Source organism: Streptomyces sp. NPDC001222, from assembly GCF_042896945.1.
GTDB classification, from domain to species: Bacteria; Actinomycetota; Actinomycetes; order Streptomycetales; family Streptomycetaceae; genus Streptomyces; species Streptomyces gibsoniae.
Map to the genome: position 1 here is coordinate 20,545 of NZ_JBIAXT010000016.1, position 20,844 is coordinate 41,388.

General features: G+C 71.5%; 14 protein-coding genes and 1 pseudogene. 5 read left to right on the forward strand and 10 right to left on the reverse strand.

The annotated features are described in order from the left end of the window. Positions 1–17: 17 nt before the first annotated feature. Positions 18–1,007, reverse strand: coding sequence for a GlxA family transcriptional regulator (locus tag ACFY2Z_RS21875; RefSeq protein ID WP_390745764.1), 990 nt, complete (start codon positions 1,005–1,007; stop codon positions 18–20). A 76-nt stretch (positions 1,008–1,083) separates the two neighbouring features. On the opposite strand from ACFY2Z_RS21875, the gene ACFY2Z_RS21880 reads away from it, so the two are divergent. Next, entirely contained in the window at positions 1,084–1,950 is an 867-nt protein-coding gene (locus ACFY2Z_RS21880) for a hypothetical protein (protein WP_390745765.1), read from the forward strand. 325 nt (positions 1,951–2,275) lie between these two features. Next, a complete protein-coding gene (locus ACFY2Z_RS21885) occupies positions 2,276–4,681 on the forward strand; it encodes a Tex family protein (RefSeq protein WP_390745766.1) in 2,406 nt (801 codons plus the stop codon). Positions 4,682–4,763: 82 nt separating this feature from the next. Here ACFY2Z_RS21885 and ACFY2Z_RS21890 read toward each other — a convergent pair whose 3' ends face one another. Then, complete coding sequence (locus ACFY2Z_RS21890) at positions 4,764–6,404, reverse strand: ABC-F family ATP-binding cassette domain-containing protein (protein ID WP_390745767.1); 1,641 nt, start codon at positions 6,402–6,404, stop codon at positions 4,764–4,766. A 394-nt stretch (positions 6,405–6,798) separates the two neighbouring features. After that, positions 6,799–8,763 carry a Xaa-Pro dipeptidyl-peptidase gene (locus tag ACFY2Z_RS21895; protein ID WP_390745768.1) on the reverse strand — a complete coding sequence of 655 codons (1,965 nt, stop codon included), beginning with the start codon at positions 8,761–8,763 and terminating at the stop codon, positions 6,799–6,801. 218 nt (positions 8,764–8,981) lie between these two features. On the opposite strand from ACFY2Z_RS21895, the gene ACFY2Z_RS21900 reads away from it, so the two are divergent. Further along, positions 8,982–10,475, forward strand: coding sequence for a M1 family metallopeptidase (locus ACFY2Z_RS21900; protein ID WP_390745769.1), 1,494 nt, complete (start codon positions 8,982–8,984; stop codon positions 10,473–10,475). Between the two features lie 104 nt (positions 10,476–10,579). Here ACFY2Z_RS21900 and ACFY2Z_RS21905 read toward each other — a convergent pair. Both ACFY2Z_RS21905 and ACFY2Z_RS21910 read right to left on the reverse strand, forming a co-directional pair. Further along, positions 10,580–11,049 (reverse strand): annotated as a pseudogene (locus ACFY2Z_RS21905) (Appr-1-p processing protein). A gap of 43 nt (positions 11,050–11,092) precedes the next feature. Further along, on the reverse strand, positions 11,093–12,559 hold the full coding sequence (locus ACFY2Z_RS21910) for an amino acid permease (RefSeq protein ID WP_390745770.1): 1,467 nt from the start codon (positions 12,557–12,559) through the stop codon (positions 11,093–11,095). Positions 12,560–12,811: 252 nt separating this feature from the next. Between ACFY2Z_RS21910 and ACFY2Z_RS21915 the strand changes: the two genes are divergently transcribed. Continuing rightward, positions 12,812–13,546 carry a MerR family transcriptional regulator gene (locus tag ACFY2Z_RS21915; protein WP_390745771.1) on the forward strand — a complete coding sequence of 245 codons (735 nt, stop codon included), beginning with the start codon at positions 12,812–12,814 and terminating at the stop codon, positions 13,544–13,546. 52 nt (positions 13,547–13,598) lie between these two features. On the opposite strand, the gene ACFY2Z_RS21920 is transcribed toward ACFY2Z_RS21915, so the two are convergent. From ACFY2Z_RS21920 to ACFY2Z_RS21930, 3 genes are all read right to left on the reverse strand, one after another. Beyond that, the gene (locus tag ACFY2Z_RS21920; protein WP_390745772.1) at positions 13,599–15,776 is read right to left on the reverse strand and encodes a 3-hydroxyacyl-CoA dehydrogenase NAD-binding domain-containing protein; all 2,178 of its coding nucleotides are present in this window, start codon (positions 15,774–15,776) and stop codon (positions 13,599–13,601) included. A gap of 41 nt (positions 15,777–15,817) precedes the next feature. Further along, entirely contained in the window at positions 15,818–17,032 is a 1,215-nt protein-coding gene (locus ACFY2Z_RS21925) for an acetyl-CoA C-acetyltransferase (RefSeq protein ID WP_390745773.1), read from the reverse strand. A gap of 139 nt (positions 17,033–17,171) precedes the next feature. After that, on the reverse strand, positions 17,172–18,305 hold the full coding sequence (locus tag ACFY2Z_RS21930) for a CaiB/BaiF CoA transferase family protein (RefSeq protein ID WP_390745883.1): 1,134 nt from the start codon (positions 18,303–18,305) through the stop codon (positions 17,172–17,174). Between the two features lie 251 nt (positions 18,306–18,556). Between ACFY2Z_RS21930 and ACFY2Z_RS21935 the strand changes: the two genes are divergently transcribed. Continuing rightward, positions 18,557–19,732, forward strand: coding sequence for a saccharopine dehydrogenase family protein (locus ACFY2Z_RS21935; RefSeq protein ID WP_390745774.1), 1,176 nt, complete (start codon positions 18,557–18,559; stop codon positions 19,730–19,732). A gap of 30 nt (positions 19,733–19,762) precedes the next feature. Here ACFY2Z_RS21935 and ACFY2Z_RS21940 read toward each other — a convergent pair whose 3' ends face one another. Beyond that, positions 19,763–20,470 carry an endonuclease V gene (locus tag ACFY2Z_RS21940; protein WP_390745775.1) on the reverse strand — a complete coding sequence of 236 codons (708 nt, stop codon included), beginning with the start codon at positions 20,468–20,470 and terminating at the stop codon, positions 19,763–19,765. A 33-nt stretch (positions 20,471–20,503) separates the two neighbouring features. Continuing rightward, positions 20,504–20,827 (reverse strand): plasmid stabilization protein, encoded by a 324-nt coding sequence (locus ACFY2Z_RS21945; protein ID WP_390745776.1) that lies wholly within the window; start codon positions 20,825–20,827, stop codon positions 20,504–20,506. Positions 20,828–20,844: the final 17 nt, after the last annotated feature.

Sequence of the window (20,844 nt, forward strand, 5' to 3'; positions counted from 1 at the left end):
GGGTTTCCCTTCGGGGGTCAGTCGGTGACGGCGGGGCGGAAGCGGCGGCGGTACTCGGCCGGGGCCGCGCCGAGTGCCTTCAGAAAGGCACGGCGCATCGCCTCGGGGGTGCCGTAGCCGCTGGCGCGGGAGATCTCCTGGACGCCGTCGCCGGTGTCCTCCAGGAGGCGGCGGGCGTGCTCCAGGCGGACACGGTCGACATAGCGGCCCGGGGACAGTCCCGTCTCGGCCCTGAAGGCCCGGGCGAAGTGACGGGGCGACAGCCGGCAGCGGGTGGCGAGCGACTCCACGGAGAGGTCGTCCGCCGGGTGCTCGGTGATCCACTGCTGAACCTCGCGCAGGGGCGCGCGCTGTGCGGTCTGGGCGGCGAGCTGGGCGCTGAACTGCGCCTGGTTGCCCGGGCGGCGCAGAAAGACGACCAGGTGGCGGGCGACGGTCAGCGCGGTGTCGCGGTCCAGGTCCTCCTCGATCAGGGCCAGGGCGAGGTCGATGCCGGAGGTGACGCCGGCCGAGGTGGCGACCCGGCCGTCGCGCACGTAGATGGGGTCGGGATCGACCGCGATCTCCGGGTGGTTGCGGGCCAGGGTGTCGCAGTACGCCCAGTGGGTGGTCGCCCGGCGGCCGTCCAGCAGGCCCGCGCGGGCGAGGAGGATCGCGCCGGTGCATATGGAGACCAGACGGTCGGCACGGGGGGCCTGCTGCCGCAGCCAGTCCACCAGACGCGGGTCGGGGCTCCGGGTCCCCTGGCCGCCCGGGACGATCAGGGTGTGCGGGGCGGGTACGTCCGCGAGGGCGTGGTCGGGGACGAGGGTCAGCCCGCTGGAGGTCCGCACGGGGGCGCCGTCCAGGGAGGCGGTGACGACGCGGTAGGTCCCGGGCCGGCAGGTCTCGGCGCCCGCGAAGACCTCCACGGGCCCGGTGACGTCGAGACTCTGCACCGCCTCGAAGAGAACGACCAGGAGGATGCGCGCGACATCGATTCTTGGCGGGCCCAGGGATGACCGCAACGACGAACAACCCACCTTTCCTGCCATCGCGTCGCGCGCGGTTCCCACCTACCAACCAGTCGGTAACCTACGACGCATGACGACTCCTCTCCCGGAGCGCGCCGCACGGCGCTGCCACAACCTGATCAATCCCTTTCACTCGATGCACTACTTCTCACCGGATCTGCAACGCGAGATGGCCGACCTGGGCGTCGACCACCAGCGGGCCGCCTACTTCGCGGTGCGGTCCGCCGCGATGGGCGCGGTGGGGGCGGGCGCGGTGACGGCGGCGTTCTACAACTTCAGCCCCGAGCTGGTGGCACGGCACGTGCCCGCCGTCTGGGAGACGGCGTCCCCGGCAGCGGTGCTCGCGGCACGCACGCGTGCCGTCGACGCGACCGTGCGGCGGCTGCTCGGCGAGGAGGTCGTCGCCTCGAAGGAGACGGCCGAGGCGGCGGAGCTGGCGCTGCGCGCCGCCGAGGCGTGTGGGCGGCATGCGCGCCCCCTGTACGCGGCGCACGCCGATCTGCCGGTGCCGGAGGAACCGCATCTGGCGTTCTGGCACGCGGCCACGCTGCTGCGCGAGCACCGGGGCGACGGCCATCTCGCGGTGCTGCTGCGCGCGGAGCTCGACCCGATGGAGGCGCTCGTGACGCACTCCGCGACGGGCAAGGGCATGTCCTCGAAGTGGGTTCTGGCCACCCGCGGCTGGAGCCGGGCGGACTGGGACGCGGCGTGCGGGCGGCTGCGCGAGCGGGGACTGCTCGACGCGGACGGCGAGTTGACCGAGGCGGGCACCGCGCTGCGCCGGGACATCGAGGCGGAGACCGACCGCCTCGACCGGGCCCCCTACGAACACCTCGGCGCCGAGGGCGTCGCGCGCCTGACGGAGCTGGCGGGCGCCCTGATCACCAGGGCCCGCGACGCAGGCGCCTTCCCCGAGGGTTTGATCGGCAAGGGATGAGCCGTCCGGGACTCACCCCGGCGGACACGCCGAGGGGCCGCCGAAGGAGACAGTCCGGTTGCGTCCGCGTGTCGCGGTGCCGCGCCGGAGCGGCGGGGCCCTCGCCACGGCGGTGACCGCGCGGTTCCGGGCTCTGGCCAGGCCCTTCGGCGGGGTGGCGGCCGCGGCACGGCGGAACGCGCACCCGGGCCGAGGGGCCCGTCCCCCGGGGCGGCGAGGCCCGGAGAGCGCCCTCGGTCCGCCGGATCCCTGCCCTGACCCCTTGTTGTCGGTGCGACCTGCCACAATTGCCGCGCAACCTCAGTCAAGAAGGCGGTACGGGATCGTGACGACACCCGGGTCCCTCGGAGCAGGGTCCATCGAAGGCAGGATCGCCGACGAGCTCGGCGTACGGGAGCGGCAGGTGAAGGCCGCGGTCGAGCTGCTCGACGGCGGCTCGACAGTGCCCTTCATCGCCCGCTACCGCAAGGAAGCGACCGAGATGCTCGACGACGCGCAGCTGCGCACGATCGAGGAGCGGCTGCGCTATCTGCGGGAGCTGGAGGAGCGGCGCGCCGCCATCCTGGAGTCGGTGCGCGAGCAGGGCAAGCTCACCGACGAGCTGGAGGCCCAGATCCGGGGCGCGGAGACCAAGGCGCGCCTGGAGGACATCTATCTGCCGTACAAGCCGAAGCGGCGCACCAAGGCGCAGATCGCGCGTGAGGCCGGTCTGGAGCCGCTGGCCGATGGCCTGCTCGGCGACTCGTCGGTGGAGCCGCTCGCGGCGGCCGCCGCCTTCGTCGACGCCGACAAGGGAGTGGCCGACCCGCAGGCCGCGCTCGACGGCGCACGGGCGATCCTCACCGAGCGGTTCTCGGAGGACGCGGACCTGATCGGCGAGCTGCGCGAGCGCATGTGGGTGCGCGGGCGTCTCGCCGCCAAGGTGCGCGACGGCAAGGAGGAGGCGGGCGCCAAGTTCGCCGACTACTTCGACTTCGCCGAGCCCTTCACCGAGCTGCCCTCCCACCGCGTCCTCGCCATGCTGCGCGGCGAGAAGGAGGAGGTCCTCGACCTGGTCCTGGAGCCGGAGGAGCCCAGGGACGGCCCGTCGTCGTACGAGGGCATCGTGGCGAGCCGTTTCGGGATCGCCGACCAGGGCCGCCCGGCGGACAAGTGGCTGGTGGACACGGTCCGTTGGGCCTGGCGCACCCGCCTCCTGGTGCACCTCGGGATCGATCTGCGGCTGCGGCTGCGCACGGCGGCCGAGGACGACGCGGTGGCGGTCTTCGCGGCGAACCTGCGCGACCTGCTGCTCGCCGCCCCGGCGGGTACGCGCGCGACGCTCGGCCTGGACCCCGGTTTCCGTACGGGCGTGAAGGTGGCCGTGGTGGACGCGACCGGCAAGGTCGTGGCGACGGACGTCATCTACCCGCATGTGCCGGCCAACAAGTGGGACGAGGCGATCGCCAAGCTGGCGCGCCTCGCCAAGGAGCACGCGGTCGAGCTGGTGGCGATCGGCAACGGCACGGCGTCGCGCGAGACGGACAAGCTGGCCGGTGAGCTGATCACCAAGCATCCGGAGCTGAAGCTCACCAAGGTGATGGTCTCCGAGGCCGGCGCCTCCGTGTACTCCGCCTCGGCGTTCGCCTCGCAGGAACTGCCGGACCTGGACGTGTCGCTGCGCGGCGCGGTCTCCATCGCCCGCCGGCTGCAGGACCCGCTCGCCGAGCTGGTGAAGATCGACCCGAAGTCGATCGGCGTCGGCCAGTACCAGCACGACCTGTCCGAGGTGAAGCTGTCGCGCTCGTTGGACGCGGTGGTCGAGGACTGTGTGAACGGCGTGGGCGTGGACGTCAACACGGCGTCGGCCCCGCTGCTCGCCCGGGTCTCCGGCGTCTCCTCCGGGCTCGCCGAGAACATCGTGGCCCACCGGGACTCCAACGGCCCGTTCACCTCGCGCGCGCAGCTGAAGAACGTGGCACGGCTCGGCCCGAAGGCGTACGAGCAGTGTGCGGGCTTCCTGCGGATCCGGGGCGGTGACGACCCGCTGGACGCCTCCAGTGTGCACCCGGAGGCGTACCCGGTGGTCCGCCGCATGGTGAAGACCTCGGGCCAGGAGGTGGCCTCGCTGGTCGGCAACACGGCGGTGCTGCGCTCGCTGAAGGCGTCCGAGTTCGTGGACGAGACGTTCGGTCTGCCGACCGTGACCGACATCCTGAAGGAGCTGGAGAAGCCGGGGCGCGACCCGCGGCCCGCGTTCAAGACGGCCACCTTCAAGGAGGGCGTGGAGAAGATCTCCGACCTCTCCTCCGGGATGGTTCTGGAGGGCGTGGTCACGAATGTCGCCGCCTTCGGCGCCTTCGTGGACGTCGGCGTCCATCAGGACGGGCTGGTGCATGTCTCCGCGATGTCCAAGACGTTCGTCAAGGACCCGCGGGACGTGGTGAAGCCGGGCGACATCGTCAAGGTGAAGGTGCTGGACGTCGACATCCCGCGCAAGCGGATCTCGCTGACCCTGCGCCTGGACGACGAGGCCGCCCCTCAGGGTGAGCAGGGCGGTGGCGGCCGCCAGCAGCGCGGCGGGCGTCCCCCGCAGCAGCGGCAGCAGGGCCGCCAGGGCGGCGGCTCGCGACAGGGCGCCGGCTCGCGACAGGGCGGCGGCTCCCGTCAGGCGCCCCCGCCGGCCAACAGCGCGATGGCCGACGCACTGCGCCGCGCCGGTCTGCTCGACTCGAAGAACGGCCGACGCTGAACCGTCCGGGTCCTGCCCTCCGTGATGCCACGGGGGTCGGGACCCGTTCGCCCCGCGCCCGCAAGGTCCCTGCGGAAGGCGCCTAACGCTCCGTCACCTTGCCGTCGGCCACTTCCAGTCGGCGGGTGACCCGGACCGCGTCCAGCATCCGGCGGTCATGGGTGACCAGAAGCAGCGTTCCCTCGTAGGAGTCCAGGGCCGCCTCCAACTGCTCGATGGCCGGCAGGTCGAGATGGTTGGTGGGCTCGTCCAGCACCAGGAGGTTGACGCCCCGGCCCTGGAGCAGGGCGAGGGCGGCCCGGGTGCGCTCACCCGGGGAGAGGGTCACCGCCGGGCGCAGGACGTGGTCCGCCTTCAGCCCGAACTTGGCCAGCAGGGTGCGGACGTCGCCCGGTTCCGTGTCCGGGACCGCCGCGCAGAACGCGTCCAGCAGGGTCTCCGAGCCGTGGAAGAGAGCGCGGGCCTGGTCGACCTCGCCGACCAGGACGCCCGAGCCGAGGGTCGCCCGGCCCGCGTCCAGCGGGGTACGGCCCAGCAGCGCGCCGAGCAGCGTGGACTTGCCGGCGCCGTTCGCACCCGTCACGGCCACCCGGTCCGCCCAGTCGATCTGCAACGACACCGGACCGAAGGTGAAGTCCCCGCGCCGCACCTCGGCGTCCCGGAGCGTCGCGACGACCGCGCCCGAACGCGGGGCCGACGCGATCTCCATGCGCAGTTCCCACTCCTTGCGGGGCTCCTCGACGACCTCCAGGCGCTCGATCATGCGCTGGGTCTGCCGGGCCTTCGCGGCCTGCTTCTCACTGGCCTCGCTGCGGAACTTGCGGCCGATCTTGTCGTTGTCGTTGCCCGCCTTGCGGCGCGCGTTCTTCACGCCCTTGTCCATCCAGGAGCGCTGCGTCTGGGCCCGTTCCTGGAGGCCCGCCTTCTTGTCGGCGTACTCCTCGTACTCCTCGCGGGCGTGCCGACGGTCCCGCTCGCGCTCCTCCAGATAGGCCTCGTAGCCGCCGCCGTAGAGATTGATCTGCTGCTGCGCCAGATCGAGTTCGAGGACCTTGGTGACCGTGCGGGTGAGGAACTCACGGTCGTGGCTGACGACCACGGTGCCGGCCCGCAGCCCGCCGACGAAGCGCTCCAGGCGCTCCAGGCCGTCCAGGTCCAGGTCGTTCGTCGGCTCGTCGAGCAGGAAAACGTCGTAGCGCGACAGCAGCAGCGAGGCGAGGCCGGCGCGGGCCGCCTGGCCGCCGGACAGGGAGGTCATGGGCTGGTCCAGGCCGACGCCCAGGCCGAGGGAGTCGGTGACCTCCTCCGCGCGCTCGTCGAGGTCCGCGCCGCCGAGGTCGAGCCAGCGCTCCAGGCTCACGGCGTACGCGTCGTCGGCGCCGGGCGTGCCGTCGACGAGCCCCTGGGTGGCCTCGTCCATCCGCCGCTGGGCCTCGGCCACGCCCGTGCGGCGCGCCAGGAACTCCCGTACGGTCTCCCCCGGCCTGCGCTCCGGCTCCTGCGGCAGATGGCCGACGGTCGCGGTCGGCGGCGACAGGCGCAGCTCGCCCCGCTCGGGGCTGAGCAGTCCGGCGAGCATCCGCAGCAGGGTGGACTTGCCGGCGCCGTTGGCGCCGACGAGGCCGATCACATCGCCGGGTGCGACGACGAGGTCGAGCCCGGAGAAGAGCGAGCGGTCGCCGTGGCCGGCGGCGAGGTCCTTGGCGACGAGAGTGGCAGTCATCAGACCGCCGATCCTAACGACCGCGCAACCGCCGGCCCAACAGGATCGGCCCCGGGGCCCGGGCGCGGCCTCGGCCGGCGATGCGTCGCGCGCCTCACCGTGCCACCACCGTGACCGGCACGTTTCCCGGCGCCCGGGCCACCAGGTAGGACTGTCCCGGGTCGTCGCGGGACCCAGGGCGACGCGATCGGCTGCCGGCCGGGACCGGGCGAAGTCGGCCGACTCCCGGCGAAGTCGGCCGACTGACCGCATCGACGGCTTGCACATCGCATGCTCAGCCGTCCTGTCGCATGACGGAACCTCCTACCGCAATGAGGATCCTGTTACCGCGATCGCGGCCGCCTTGCCGCCCTCACGGCCGCCGTCTGCGCGGTCGGCGGCAGGGGCCGTGTCGTCATCGGCCGTCGCCCGGCACACGACGGACGGTGTGCGGGGTGCGTACCCCGCGCGCCGTGGTCGCGGTGGTCGCCGAAGCCGCGGTGACCGGGGAGCCGGCCAGGGCCTGCGCGAAGGCGGCCGCCCCACCCACGAGCGGCACATGGGCGGCCGTACGGGAGAGGTCCACGGTCAGCGTGGGCGTGCTCGACGGAGGATCGATGAGGTCCTTGTCGGTCCCGGCGACGATCAGTGCGAGCCGGTGGCCCTCGGGGACGACATGGTCGGTCGCGGCCAGGTCGAGCGTGATCGGGTAGGCCCTGCCCGGGGTGAGCGCTACGCCCTTCCGGTCCGAGGCGTAGTGGCCGAGATCGGCCCAGCCCCGGCTGACCACCGTGGCGGTGACCTCGGTCTTCTTGGCCTGGGTGACCTTGAAGCAGGCGCTGTCGCCGGCCGTGCTCGCACCCCAGCAGGTGCGGTCGGTGAGGGTGGTGATGCCCTCGCCGGCGTCGGCGTAGTCGCGGATGGTGTCGGGGCCGAGGTCGACCAGTACGGCGGAGAGGTGGGCCGACGAGGTGGTCGGGGTGACGGTGACGGTCACCGTGGAGGAACCGGACACCCGCAGGTCCCGCGACAGGGGCGGGGTGATGAATCCGGCCTTGCTGCCGGTGGACTCGTCGAGGTGCGCGGCCCAGTCGGTCTCGCTCAGCCGCGGGTCGTCGGTGAAGGTCTCGGTGCCCGTGCCGGCGCGCAGGCCGAGGGTGCCGACGCCCGCCCGGGTGCCCTGGGCCGGGCGCAGTGTGGTCGTCGCCGTGCCCTGCGGCGGCCAGAGGGGGGAGGTGACCCACTGGTCGGGGTGACGCTCGATGTCGGCCATGGGCTCACGGTCGATGCCGTTGTCGTAGCCGAGGAGTTCGTGGTCGAACCAGCGGTGCAGCGTGTCCACCCACGAGGCGCGCCGGTAGTCGAACGGGTCGACATGGCCGGTCTGCGAGAGCCAGATCTTGCGGTGCACGCCGTTCTTCGCGAGGGCGTCCCACCACTGACCGAAGTGCTTGGTGCGGACGTTGAGGTCCTGCATCCCGTGGACGAGGAACACGCTGGCGCGGACCTTGCCCGCGTCCTTCACGTAGTCACGCTCGGTCCACAGCGGCGTCCAGTCACCCGTGCGCGGCGCCCCGTCGACGAGCTTGCGCTGCACGGCGGCGCACTTGGCGCGGGCGTCGGGGCTGTCGACGTAGTCGGAGAGCCAGTCGGGGCCCGAGTCGTACAGGGGTGCGCCCTTGGCGAAGTAGTAGTCGTACCAGGAGGAGATGCCGCTGATCGGCACGATGGTCTTCAGGCCCTTGACGCCGGTGGCGGCGACACCGTTGGCGATGGTGGCGTCCCAGCTCTTGCCGATCATGCCGGTGCGCCCGTCGGTCCACGTGGCCTTGGTGCGGACGTCCCCGGTGCGGGTGGTGTAGCCCTTGGCCCGCCCGTTCAGCCAGTCGACGACGGCCTTGGCCGACTGGATGTCGGAGCGGCCGCCGACGTCCACACATCCGTCGGAGCGATTGGTTCCGGCCAGGTCGACGCCGACGAAGGCATAGCCGCGGGGAACGAAGAAGTTGTCGTAGAAGAGCGGCATCTGGACCACATGGCCGCTCGCGTCGTAGGTCTTCAGCTGGTTCTCGTTGCCCCGTCCGCAGCAGGAGTAGTACGGGCTGGCATCCATGATCACGGGTATGCGGCGGCCCTGCGCGGCGGGTTCGCGCGGGCGCACTATGTCGACGGCGACGCGGTCGTTCTTCCCGTCGCCGTCGCCGTCGAGGCCGGTGTCCACCCAGACGGATTCGCGGATGGCGTTCTCGTAGGAGTAGACGGGCCGGCTCTCCTGTGGAGCGCCGTGGGCGGCCACCGGGGTGAGGAAGGCGGCCAGCAGGGCGACGACGGCCGCTGTCGCGAGCGGTCTCCAGATCGTGAAGCGCGTGCGTTTCGGCATGCGCGGGACGGTACAGCGGTCAACTCCCGTACAGAAGAGGGCAACTGACGACAGCGTGGGGCGGGCGGGGCGGGTTGGCCGGGAATGCTCGGTGGGTCGGCGTCGCCCATGACGGCCGGATGGCGATCGTGTGACGGGAGGTGCCATGGACACGTTCGGGCGCACAGGGACTGAATAGGCTCCGAACAGATCTCGTGCCCCTACGACTTGGAGCTCTCGTGCACCGCAGACTCATCGCACCGGGCGCACTCGCGGCGGCCTCCCTGTTGCTGGCGATCCCGGCTTCGGCGGCCGGCTTCCAGCCCGGCGCTCCGGGGATCGGCGACCCCTACTACCCGTACTACGGCAACGGCGGATACGACGTCTCCCACTACGACCTGCGGCTGAAGTACCAGCCGCAGTCGGACGAACTGGAGGGCACGGCGACGATCCTCGCGCGGACGACGCAGGACCTGTCCCGGTTCGACCTGGACTTCCTGCTCGACGTCAGCGAGGTGCGGGTGAACGGCGCGAAGGCGGCGTTCACCACCTCCGGCCAGCACGAGCTGGTGATCACCCCGGCCACCCCGCTGCCGAAGGGCACGCCCGTCACCGTCGTGGTGCGCTACAGCGGGGTGCCGTCCACGAAGAGCGCGTACGGCTTCACCACCTGGCACCGCACCCCGGACGGCGCGGTCGCGGCGGACGAGCCCGAGTCGGCGTGGTGGTGGTTCCCGAGCAACGACCACCCGCTCGACAAGGCGACGTACGACGTGTCGGTGGCCGTGCCGGACGGCACGCAGGCGATCTCCAACGGCACGCTGCAGTCGACCAGTTCGAAGCTCGGCTGGACCCGCTACACCTGGCGGTCCGCCAAGCCGCAGGCGACCTATCTGGCCACGCTCGCGATCGGGAAGTTCGACATCACCACCGGGACGACGTCGGCCGGCATCCCGGTCATCAACGCCTACAGCAAGGACCTCGGCGACAACGACGGGGCGGCTCGGGCGAGCGTGGAGCGGACCGGGGAGATCGTCGACTGGCTGACCGGCTACCTCGGGCCGTACCCGTTCGACTCCGTCGGCGGATATGTGCCGAACACCTCCACGGGGTACGCGCTGGAGACGCAGACCCGTGTCTACTACAGCCCCAAGCAGTTCGCGAGCGGCTCGAACACGTCGGTCGTCGTGCACGAGCTGGCGCACCAGTGGTACGGCGACGACGTGTCGCTGAAGGGCTGGAAGGACATCTGGATCAACGAGGGCTTCGCCCGGTACGCCCAGTGGCTGTGGTCCGAGCACGAGGGCGAGGGCACGGCGCAGGAACTGGCGGACTACGTGTACGCCTCGCACCCGGCCGACGACGCGTTCTGGACGGTCAAGCCGGGTGATCCGGGCCCCGACAACCAGTTCGACACGGCGGTCTACGACCGGGGCGCGCTCGCCGTCCAGGCGCTGCGCAACGCGGTCGGGGACGACGCGTTCTTCGCCATCCTGAAGGGCTGGCCGAAGGACCACGCGTACGGCAACGCGTCGGTCGCCGACTTCCAGGCCTACGCGGAGAAGGTGTCCGGCAAGCCGCTGGCCGCGCTGTTCGACACCTGGCTGTTCCAGCCGTCCAAGCCGGCCGCGAGCGCGGCGCGCACCGCGGCGGTCGCCCGGGCCGCCACCGCTCCCGTCCAGCCGAGGTCGTGGAAGCAGATCGAGGCGACGAACGACGTCCACTCGCACTGATCACCGGAGTCCGGACCGCACGACCGGCGGTCCGGACCGCCCGCTCCGACTCCGGCTCCGCACCCCCACGGCGGAGCCGGACCCCGGGCGGCCACGGGGTGCCGTCAGGCGTCGTGGTCGTACACCGTCACGCGTATCTCCCCCGCTTCACGAGCCGCTCGCCGACGAGCGGCTCCACCTGGGCCCAGGTGCCGCCCGCCAGCCCGCACCCGATGCGCGGCGGACGCGCCGAGTGCCACCGCCTTGCCGGCCAGTGCCCCGAGCGCCGTGTCGATCGCTTCGTAGCGCACGGGCAGGCGGCCGCCCCAGCGTATCCCCCGCTGTCCGATCATGTTGGCCACCCACACATCCGGCTGGACCCGGACGAGCTGGACCGCGCCCGGGCCGAAGTCGTTCGTCCTGCGGTCCCGGTGCCGGGCGCGGTAGGCCTCTTCCGGTTCGGGCCAGCGGCGTGACAGGCCGAGGACGAAGCGCCTCCCCCAGCCCCCGATGTCGTTGCAGACGTGGGCGATCGTCTGACGCCCCCGCCCCACGGCACGGTGGCGTCACCCCGGACATACGTGATCTCCGGCATGACGCCACCGTACGGGCCCCCACTGACAGCGGGGGGTGTGCCGCTACTTCGTCAGGTCCGTCAGTTCCTGGTCCGCGGCCGTCGCGATCCTGCGGCGCAGCGCGAACCAGCCACCGACGAGCAGTGCGGCCACCACCGGGATGAGGAGCAGTGTCTTGCGGCCCACCTCGGGGTCGTTCCACATCAGGCCGAGCACGGCCACCAGGAAGGCCACGGTCACGATCTCCGTCACGGGACTGCCGGGCAGCCGGAAGGACGGCCGGGTGACCAGCCCCGCCTTGGCGCGGCGGACGAAGATCAGGTGGCAGATCATGATGATCACCCAGGTGCTGATGATGCCGAGGGACGCCACGTTCAGCACGATCTCGAACGCCTGGCTGGGCATGAGGTAGTTCAGGCCGACACCGAGCACACAGACCGCGCAGGTCAGCAGGATGCCGCCGTACGGGACCTGGCTGCGGTTCATCCGGGCCGTGAACTTGGGCGCCGAACCCGCCACGGCCATCGAGCGCAGGATGCGGCCGGTGGAGTAGAGGCCGGAGTTCAGCGAGGACATCGCGGCGGTCAGCACGACCAGGTTCATCACGTCGCCGGCGCCCTGGACACCGATCTTAGACAGCACGGTGACGAAGGGGCTCTCGTCCCCGGAGTACACGGAGCCCGGCAGCAGCAGCGCGAGCAGGACCACCGATCCGACGTAGAAGAGGCCCACCCGCCACATGATCGAGTTCACCGCGCGCGGGACGACCTTCTCCGGCTCCGCGGTCTCACCCGCGGCGACACCGACCAGTTCGAGCGCCGCGTAGGCGAAGATCACGCCCTGCATCACGACGACGACGGGCATGAGGCCGTGCGGGAAGACACCGCCGTGGTCGCTGATCACGCTCAGGCCCGGCGTATGGCCGCCGACCTTGTGCTGCGTGGCCAGCAGGAAGATACCGACGAACATGAAGCTCACCAGCGTGGCGACCTTGATGATCGCGAACCAGAACTCCATCTCGCCGAAGATCTTCACCGAGATCAGGTTCACGGCCAGGACGACCGCCAGGGCGATCAGGGCGAGCACCCACTGCGGGATGGAGGTGAAGAAGCTCCAGTAGTGGGTGTACAGCGCGATCGCGGTGATGTCGGCGATACCGGTCGTCGACCAGTTGAGGAAGTACATCCAGCCGGCGACATAGGCGCCCTTCTCGCCGAGGAACTCGCGCGCGTACGACACGAAGGACCCCGAGGACGGCCGGTAGAGCACCAGCTCACCGAGGGCACGGACGACGAAGAAGGCGAAGACGCCGCACACCAGGTACGCCACCGCGAGGGCGGGTCCCGCGTTGTGCAGCCGGCCGCCGGCGCCCAGGAAGAGACCCGTGCCGATCGCTCCGCCGATCGCGATCATGTTGACGTGGCGGGCCTTGAGGTCCTTGCTGTAGCCGGCATCGCCCGCGTCCGCGGGCGTCCGGGCCGCATCCTGGTGGGATGCAACCGCGGCCGTGTTCACGGCGTCCTTGCTCAAGTGGATCTACTCTCTGGTGCGCCCGCACGGGGGTGATGCGCGGGTGTCCGGATAGGGCTCGGCCCTGGGAACCGCTGGCGCGGCACAGACCAAGGCCCCACCTTCCCCCGTAGATCACCCGGCATGCGATGGCACACGTCACATAGCGGTACTTCTCACATGGTCGCCACGTTCCCGTTGCCTGCTCGCCACAAAGCCGTGCCGAGTCCACTCCGGTGTCACAGTGTCGGTGGGACAGCGATACTGCTGCACATGACGACCGAGACCGAGGAGCCGACACTCACCGTCGACGAGCTGGCAGCGCGCGCGGGCGTCACGGTCCGCACAGTCCGCTTCTACAGCGCGAAGGGTCTGCTTCCGCCGCCCGTGATCGGCCCCCGGCGGGTGGGCCGCTACGGGCAGGCGCACCTGGCCCGGCTCGCTCTCATCGAGGAGCTGCAGCGCCAGGGCATGACGCTGGCCGCGATCGAGCGCCATCTGCGGCAGCTGCCGGCCGACGTGAGCGCGCGGGACCTCGCCATCCATCGCGCGGTCGTGGCGTCCTGGGCGCCGGACACCGTCGAGACGATGACACGTGAGGAACTTCAGCGGCGGGCCGGACGACCGCTCGGCGAGGAGGATCTGGAGCGGCTGGCGGCGATGAGCGTGGCGGTGCCGCAGGAAGACGGGGACGAAGGCGACGACGCGTACCGCGTGGATCCGGGGCTGCTGCGGCTCGGTGTCGAGCTGCTCGATGTGCCTCTCGGTCTGGACACGGTCCTCGCCGCCCGGGGGGTGCTGATCGAGCACTCGCGGGCGGCGGCGCGCGAGCTGTCGCGGCTGTTGCGTGAGGCGGTCGCCGAGCGCGACTCCACGGAGGTGAAGTCGCTCTCGGCCCATATGCAGCCGCTGGTGGTGCAGGCCCTGCTCACCACGTTCCAGCGCTCCCTGAGGGAGGAGCTGCGCGAGTGGCTCACGGACGGGGAGCAACCCGCTCGGCAGTCCTGAACGGCAGGAACGGGGCCCGGTGTGGAACCGGGCCCCCGAGGTCACCGCGGGCTCAGCGCGCGTCGGTGAAGCGCTCGCCCTTCTCCGCCTTCTCCACCAGCAGCGCGGGCGGCGTGAACCGCTCGCCGTAGCGCTCGGCCAGCTCGCGAGAGCGGGCGACGAAGCCGGGCAGGCCCCCCTCGTAGCCGTTGATGTACTGCAGGATGCCGCCGGTCCAGCCGGGGAAGCCGATGCCGAAGATCGAGCCGATGTTGGCGTCGGCGACCGAGGTCAGCACGCCCTCCTCCAGGAGCCGGACGGTGTCCAGCGCCTCGGAGAACAGCATGCGCTCCTTCATGTCCTCGAACGGGATCTCGTGGCCCTTGGTGAAGTGCTCACGCAGTCCCGGCCAGAGCTTGCCGCGCTTGCCGTCCTCGCCGTACTCGTAGAAGCCCGCCCCGCCGCTGCGGCCGGGGCGGCCGAACTCGTCCACCATCTTGTCGATGACGGCCTCGGCCGGGTGCGGCGTGTAGGTGCCGCCCGCCTCCTCGACGGCCCGCTTCGACTCGTTGCGGATCTTGCGCGGCAGGGTGAGCGTCAGCTCGTCCATCAGGGACAGCACCTTGGCGGGGTAGCCCGCCTGGGCTGCGGCCTGCTCGATGGAGGCGGGCTCGATGCCCTCGCCGACCATCGCGACACCCTCGTTGATGAAGTGGCCGATGACCCGGGAGGTGAAGAAGCCGCGCGAGTCGTTGACCACGATCGGGGTCTTGTTGATCTGTCGGACCAGGTCGAAGGCGCGCGCCAGCGCCTCGTCACCGGTCCGCTCACCCTTGATGATCTCGACGAGCGGCATCTTGTCGACGGGCGAGAAGAAGTGCAGCCCGATGAAGTCCGACTGCCGCTCCACGCCCTCGGCGAGCACGGTGATCGGCAGCGTCGAGGTGTTCGAGCACAGCAGCGCGTCGGGGGCGACGACGTTCTCGATCTCCTGGAACACCTTGTGCTTGAGCGCCGGGTCCTCGAAGACGGCCTCGATGACGGCGTCGCAGCCCGCGAGGTCGGCGGCCTCGGCGGTGGGCGTGATGCGGGCGAGGAGGGCGTCCGCCTTCTCCTGGGTGGTACGGCCCTTCGCCACCGCCTTGGCGCACAGCTTCTCGGAATAGCCCTTGCCCTTGGCGGCGGCTTCCGCGGAGACGTCCTTGAGGACGACCTCGATGCCCGCGCGGGCGCACGAGTAGGCGATACCCGCGCCCATCATGCCGGCGCCGAGGACGGCGACCTTGGTCACCTTGCGGGGCTCGATCCCCTTCGGGCGGTTGGCGCCGGAGTTGACGGCCTGGAGGTCGAAGAAGAACGCCTGGATCATGTTCTTCGAGGTCTGTCCGGCGGCCAGCTCGGTGAAGTAGCGGGTCTCGATGACCTGGGCGGTCTCGAAGTCGACCTGGGAGCCCTCGACGGCCGCCGCGAGGATGTTGCGCGGGGCCGGGTAGGGGGCGCCGTTCAGCTGCTTCTTGAGGGTGGCCGGGAACGCGGGCAGGTTGGCCGCGAACTTCGGGTTGGACGGCGTACCGCCCGGGATCTTGTAGCCCGGCTTGTCCCAGGGCTGCTGGGACTCGGGGTTGGCCTCGATGAAGGCGCGGGCCTTGGCCAGCATCTCTTCGGGGGTGGCGGCCACTTCGTGGACGAGGCCGTTCTCCTGGGCGCGCGGCGCGTTGTACTGCGTGCCCTGCAGCAGGACCTTCAGCAGGGCATCGGCGATGCCCAGCAGGCGCACGGTGCGCACGACTCCGCCGCCGCCGGGGAGCAGACCGAGGGTGACCTCGGGACAGCCGATCTTGGTGCCGGAGGTGTCGAGTGCGACGCGGTGGTGGCAGGCGAGCGCGAGTTCGAAGCCGCCGCCGAGGGCGGCGCCGTTGATGGCCGCGACGACCGGCTTGCCGAGGGTCTCGATGCGACGCAGGTTGCGCTTGACGGCGAGGCCGCCGTCGAACATGTCCTGGGCGGTCTCGGGGGTGACCTGGATCAGGTCACGCAGGTCGCCGCCCGCGAAGAACGTCTTCTTGGCAGAGGTGAAGATGACGCCCCGGATCGAGTCCTTCTCGGCTTCGAGCCGGTCGGCGACTACAGCGAGGGACTCGCGGAACGCCGCGTTCATGGTGTTCGCGGACTGGTTGGGGTCGTCCAGGACGAGGGTGACGATCCCGGTGTCGTCCTGCTCCCAGCGGATGGTGGTGGATTCAGTGCTCATCAGGGGTGCTCCGTATGATCCGTTCGATCCGTTGGGGAAGGTCAGACGCGCTCGACGATGGTGGCGATGCCCATGCCGCCGCCCACGCACAGCGTGGCCAGGCCGTACCGCTTGTCCTGTCGCTCCAGCTCGTCCACCAGCGTGCCGAGGATCATGGCGCCCGTCGCGCCGAGCGGGTGCCCCAGGGCGATCGCGCCACCATTGACGTTGATCTTGTCCAGGGACAGACCCATGTCCTTCGCGAAGCGCAGCACGACCGCGGCGAACGCCTCGTTGATCTCGACCAGGTCGATGTCGTCGATCGTCAGCCCGGCTTTGGCGAGCGCCTTGCGGGTGGCGGGCGCGGGGCCGGTCAGCATGATCGTCGGCTCGGAGCCGGAGACCGCCGCCGAGACGATCCGGGCCCGGGGCCGCAGTCCGTACCGCTCGCCGACCTCCTTCGAGCCGATGGCGACTAGGGCCGCGCCGTCCACGATGCCGGAGGAGTTGCCCGCGTGGTGGACATGGTCGATCTGCTCGACCCAGTGGTACTTCTGCAGCGCCACCGCGTCGAAGCCGCCCAGCTCGCCGATGTCCGCGAACGACGGCTTGAGCTTCGCGAGCGAGTCGGCCGTGGTGCCGGGCCGCATGTGCTCGTCGTGGTCGAGGACGACGAGACCGCTGCGGTCGGTCACGGGGACCAGGGACTTCTCGAAGCGGCTTTCCTTCCAGGCGGCCGCGGCCCGCTCCTGGGAGAGTGCGGCGTACTCGTCGACGTCCCGCCGGGAGAAGCCCTCGATGGTGGCGATGAGGTCGGCGCTGATGCCCTGCGGCACGAAGTTGGCGGCCATGTTGGTCATCGGGTCGGCGAACCAGGCGCCACCGTCCGAGGCCATCGGCACCCGCGACATCGACTCGACGCCGCCCGCGAGCACCAGGTCCTCCCAGCCCGAGCGGACCTTCGCGGCGGCCAGGTTGACGGCTTCGAGACCGGAGGCACAGAAGCGGTTCTCCTGGACACCGGCGACCGTCTCGGGCAGGCCCGCGGCGATCGCGGCGATCCGGGCGATGTCGGAACCCTGGTCGCCGACCGGGCTGACGACGCCGAGCACGACGTCGTCGATCGCGGCCGGGTCGAGGTCCGGGAACCGCCGCCGGATCTCATGGATCAGTCCCACCACCAGATCGATGGGCTTGGTGCCGTGCAGGGCGCCGTTCGCCTTGCCGCGCCCGCGCGGGGTGCGGATCGCGTCGTACACATACGCTTCGGTGCTCACTGGTAAGCCTTTCGGGAGGGTCGGCCGAGCGTGGGACTGCCGGGGATCCTCTTCAGGATCCCGGTGGTCCCGTCGTGAATGGTCGGGATACGGCCGCCGGTACGGGCCCTGACGGCACGGGGGGCGCGGTGTTCCGTCGTCATCCGTCGGTCTCCCCTACGAGTCGGGGTACGTCCCAGTCACGCGCGACGTCCCCGGTGTCGGCGCCGGGCCGTGCCGGCCCGCCGCGTACCGCCGTCCGGGTGACCGAGAAGCGGGGTGCCGGTGCCGGCTGGGTGATGCCGCCGACGTCGGTGAAGGTGCCGCGGGCCGCGAGGTGGGGGTGGGCCGGGGCCTCGCGCAGGGAGAGGACGGGCGCCACACACGCGTCGGATCCCTCGAAGTGGGCGGTCCACTGCGCACGGGTGCGCGTCTTGAAACGGGCGGCGACGGCCTCGCGCAGCTCGCCCCAGCGGGCCATGTCCTTGCGGGCCGGTGCCTGGCCGTCGAGGCCCAGCAGGTCCACGAACTCCTCGTAGAACTGCGGCTCCAGGGCCCCCACCGCCATGTACTGTCCGTCGGCCGTCTCGTAGGTGCCGTAGAAGGGGCAGCCGCCGTCGAGAAGGTTGACGCCTCGGCGGTCCTGCCAGCCGCCCGCCGCGAGCATGCCGTGGATCATCGAGGCCAGATGCGCGGCGCCGTCGACGATCGCGGCGTCCACCACCTGTCCGGTGCCCGTCGCACGGGCGTGGTGGAGGGCGGCGAGGACACCGACGACCAGATAGAGCGAGCCGCCCGCATAGTCGCCGACGAGATTGGCGGGGACGGCCGGCGGCGCGTCCGGGGCGCCGATCAGGCCCAGTGTGCCGGTGACCGCGATGTACGCGATGTCGTGCCCGGCGCGTGGGGCCAGCGGGCCCTCCTGGCCCCAGCCGGTCATCCGGCCGTAGACGAGGCCCGGGTTGCGCGCGTGGCAGGTGTCGGGGCCGACGCCCAGGCGCTCGGCCACACCGGGGCGGTAGCCCTCGATGAGGATGTCGGCGCGTTCGACCAGGTCGAGGACGCTCGCGAGCCCCCGCTCCGACTTCAGGTCGACGATCACCGAGCGCTTGCCGCGGTTGGTGACGTCGAAGTCGGGGTCGATCGCGAGGCCCGAGCCGTTCGGCCGCTCCACCCGCACGACGTCCGCGCCGAGGTCGGCGAGAAGCATGGCGGCGAACGGGCCGGGCCCGATGCCCGCCAGTTCGACGACACGCACGCCGGTCAGGGGTCCCTGCCCCGGCGACCCTGCCATTGCCATCAGGCCCCCAGCTTCGTGACATCACCGATGTGACACCACTGATGTTAAGAACGCGTTCCAACGCGGGCAAGAGCGAGCGAGCAAGCGCTTAGTCAAATTAGCTCACACAGCATCCGGCCAGCACACCCACAGACACCCGGATGGATGAATCGCCTGGTAGTAGGCCTCGCGCCGACCTCGTCGCTCGATGACCCGCCTCTCACGCTAGCCTCAGCCACCGACAACGACACGGGCGGAGAGGTGTCATGGGCAGGCTGAAGACGGAGCGCGCGTACGACGTCGTGCTGTTCGGCGCCACGGGTTTCGTGGGCGCGCTCACCGCGCGGTACCTCGCCGCGCACGCCCCCGAAGGGCTGCGCTGGGCTTTGGCAGGCCGCAGCACCGAGAAGCTGGAGCGACTGCGGGAGCAGCTGACCGGGCCCGCCGAGCCCGGTGTGCTGCGGGCCGATGTCGCGGATCCTCGATCGCTGCGGGAACTCGCCCGCTCCGCGCGCGTACTCGCCACCACCGTCGGGCCCTATCTGGAGTACGGCGAGGAACTGGTGGCGGCCTGCGCAGACGCGGGCACCGACTATCTGGACCTCAGCGGCGAGGCCGAGTTCGTCGACCTCGTCTATGTACGGCACGACGCACGCGCGCGGGAGACGGGCGCACGCCTCGTGCACGCGTGCGGGTTCGACTCCGTTCCGCACGACCTGGGGGCGTACTTCACCGTCCAGCAGCTCCCCGAGGGGGTGCCGCTGAGAGTCGACGGGTTCGTCCGCGCGGAGGCGATGTTCTCGGGCGGCACGTTCGCCTCCGCGCTCGGCCAGATGGCGCGCGGCCCGCACATGCTGGCGGCGGCCCGGGACCGCGGACGGCACGAGCCGCGCCTGCTGGGACGGCGGGCGCAGGCTCCCCTCGGCGCGCCGCGGTTCGCGAAGGAGGTCGGCGCCTGGGCGCTGCCGCTGCCCACCATCGACGCCCAGGTGGTGCGCCGCTCGGCCCGGGTGCTGGAGCGGTACGGTCCGGACTTCCGCTACCGGCACTACGCGGCCGTCGAGACCCTGCCGTACGCGCTGGGCGGGGTCATGGCCGCGGGCGCGCTGTTCACGGCCGCGCAGCTGCCGCCCGCCCGGCGGTGGCTCTCGGACCGGCTCAGGCCCGGGGACGGGCCGGATCCCGAGAAGCGGGCCAGGAGCTGGTTCACGGTGCGGTTCGTGGGCGAGGGCGGCGGGCGGCGCGTGTTCACGGAGGTCGCGGGCGGGGACCCGGGCTACGACGAAACGGCGAAGATGTTCGCGGAGTCGGCCCTGTCCCTCGCTCTCGACGATCTGCCGGGCACCTCCGGCCAGGTGACCACCGCCGAGGCCCTGGGCAACGCCCTCATCGAGCGCCTCCGGGCGGCGGGCATCACCTTCCGGGTGGCGGCGCGGCAGTAGCGCCACTGCGTCGGGGGCCCGGTGACGCGCTCAGCTCGGCGCGCCCGCCCGGCCCCCCGTCTCCTTCAGGGCGCGGCGGCACAGGGCGTCCGCGCGCCGGGTGGACTCGGGCAGACGGTACTTCGGTGCGAGCGCGAGGGTGTGGGCGCAGGCGCGATCGAGGCCGACCCGGTGTCCGACCGAGACGAACACCGGTTTGACGCCCGCCCGGGTGCGCACGGCCCGGCCGACCTCGTCCGGGCCGGCGCGCAGGGGGCTGGTGCTGCCGCGCGGCCGGTCCGGCTCCTCGTAGGTGAAGGTGAAGGGGTTCTTGGCCACGCCGATCGTGGGCAGCCCGGTGAGGACACCGAGGTGGCTCGCCAGCCCGAAGCGGCGTGGGTGGGCGAGGCCGTAGCCGTCGCACACCACCAGCCCGGGGTCCCGGTCGAGGGCGGCCAGGGCGGCCAGCACGGTGGGCACCTCGCGGAAGGCGAGGAGGCCGGGCACATAGGGAAAGGAGACCTCGCCGACGGCGGTGGCCTCGGCGAGCACGCCGAGCGTGGCCGCGTCCAGGACGACGGCCGCCGCCGCGACCACCCCGCGCTCGTCGTCGTAGGCCACATCGACCCCGGTCACCCGGCCGGTTCCGGGCGGCGGCCCCGGCTCGTCGAGGACCACCCGGCCGCGCAACTCGTCCTGCGCGGCCCGGGCTTCTTCTTCGCTCGCGGGCCAGCCCGCGGGGATGCGTACGATCGTCATGGTGCGTCGAGCGTACGGTCCCGCGGCTCGGTGTCACTTGCCCAGCGCACGCTTCAGTTCGCTCTTGTTCATGTCCGAACGGCCTCGGATGTTGCGCTGCTTGGCCTCCTCGTAGAGCTGGTCGTAGGTCGGCCCCTGGGAGCCGTGGCCCGAGCGCTGTCCGCCGCGCCTGCCGGACGACATGTCCTGGATGGACGTGCGGCTCGCGGTCTTGGACTCGCCGGAGCGGGCGCGTTCCTTGTTCACGGTGCGGGCCGCGATCTCCTCGGCGCGCCCCTTGCTCTCCCCTCGGTCGAGCGCGCTCTCCTTGATGTGCTCGTACTGACGTTCCCGCTTGGGGCTGGAGCCACGTGGCATGACCGGTCACTTCCTCT

Excerpts from the sequence above, each read along its gene's own strand:
- ACFY2Z_RS21945 (WP_390745776.1), bottom strand. The coding sequence starts at position 20,827 with ATGCCACGTGGCTCCAGCCCCAAGCGGGAACGTCAGTACGAGCACATC.
- ACFY2Z_RS21935 (WP_390745774.1), top strand. The coding sequence starts at position 18,557 with ATGGGCAGGCTGAAGACGGAGCGCGCGTACGACGTCGTGCTGTTCGGC.
- ACFY2Z_RS21920 (WP_390745772.1), bottom strand. The coding sequence starts at position 15,776 with ATGAGCACTGAATCCACCACCATCCGCTGGGAGCAGGACGACACCGGG.
- ACFY2Z_RS21890 (WP_390745767.1), bottom strand. The coding sequence starts at position 6,404 with ATGACTGCCACTCTCGTCGCCAAGGACCTCGCCGCCGGCCACGGCGAC.
- ACFY2Z_RS21915 (WP_390745771.1), top strand. The coding sequence starts at position 12,812 with ATGACGACCGAGACCGAGGAGCCGACACTCACCGTCGACGAGCTGGCA.
- ACFY2Z_RS21940 (WP_390745775.1), bottom strand. The coding sequence starts at position 20,470 with ATGACGATCGTACGCATCCCCGCGGGCTGGCCCGCGAGCGAAGAAGAA.
- ACFY2Z_RS21880 (WP_390745765.1), top strand. The coding sequence starts at position 1,084 with ATGACGACTCCTCTCCCGGAGCGCGCCGCACGGCGCTGCCACAACCTG.
- ACFY2Z_RS21930 (WP_390745883.1), bottom strand. The coding sequence starts at position 18,305 with ATGGCAGGGTCGCCGGGGCAGGGACCCCTGACCGGCGTGCGTGTCGTC.
- ACFY2Z_RS21895 (WP_390745768.1), bottom strand. The coding sequence starts at position 8,763 with ATGCCGAAACGCACGCGCTTCACGATCTGGAGACCGCTCGCGACAGCG.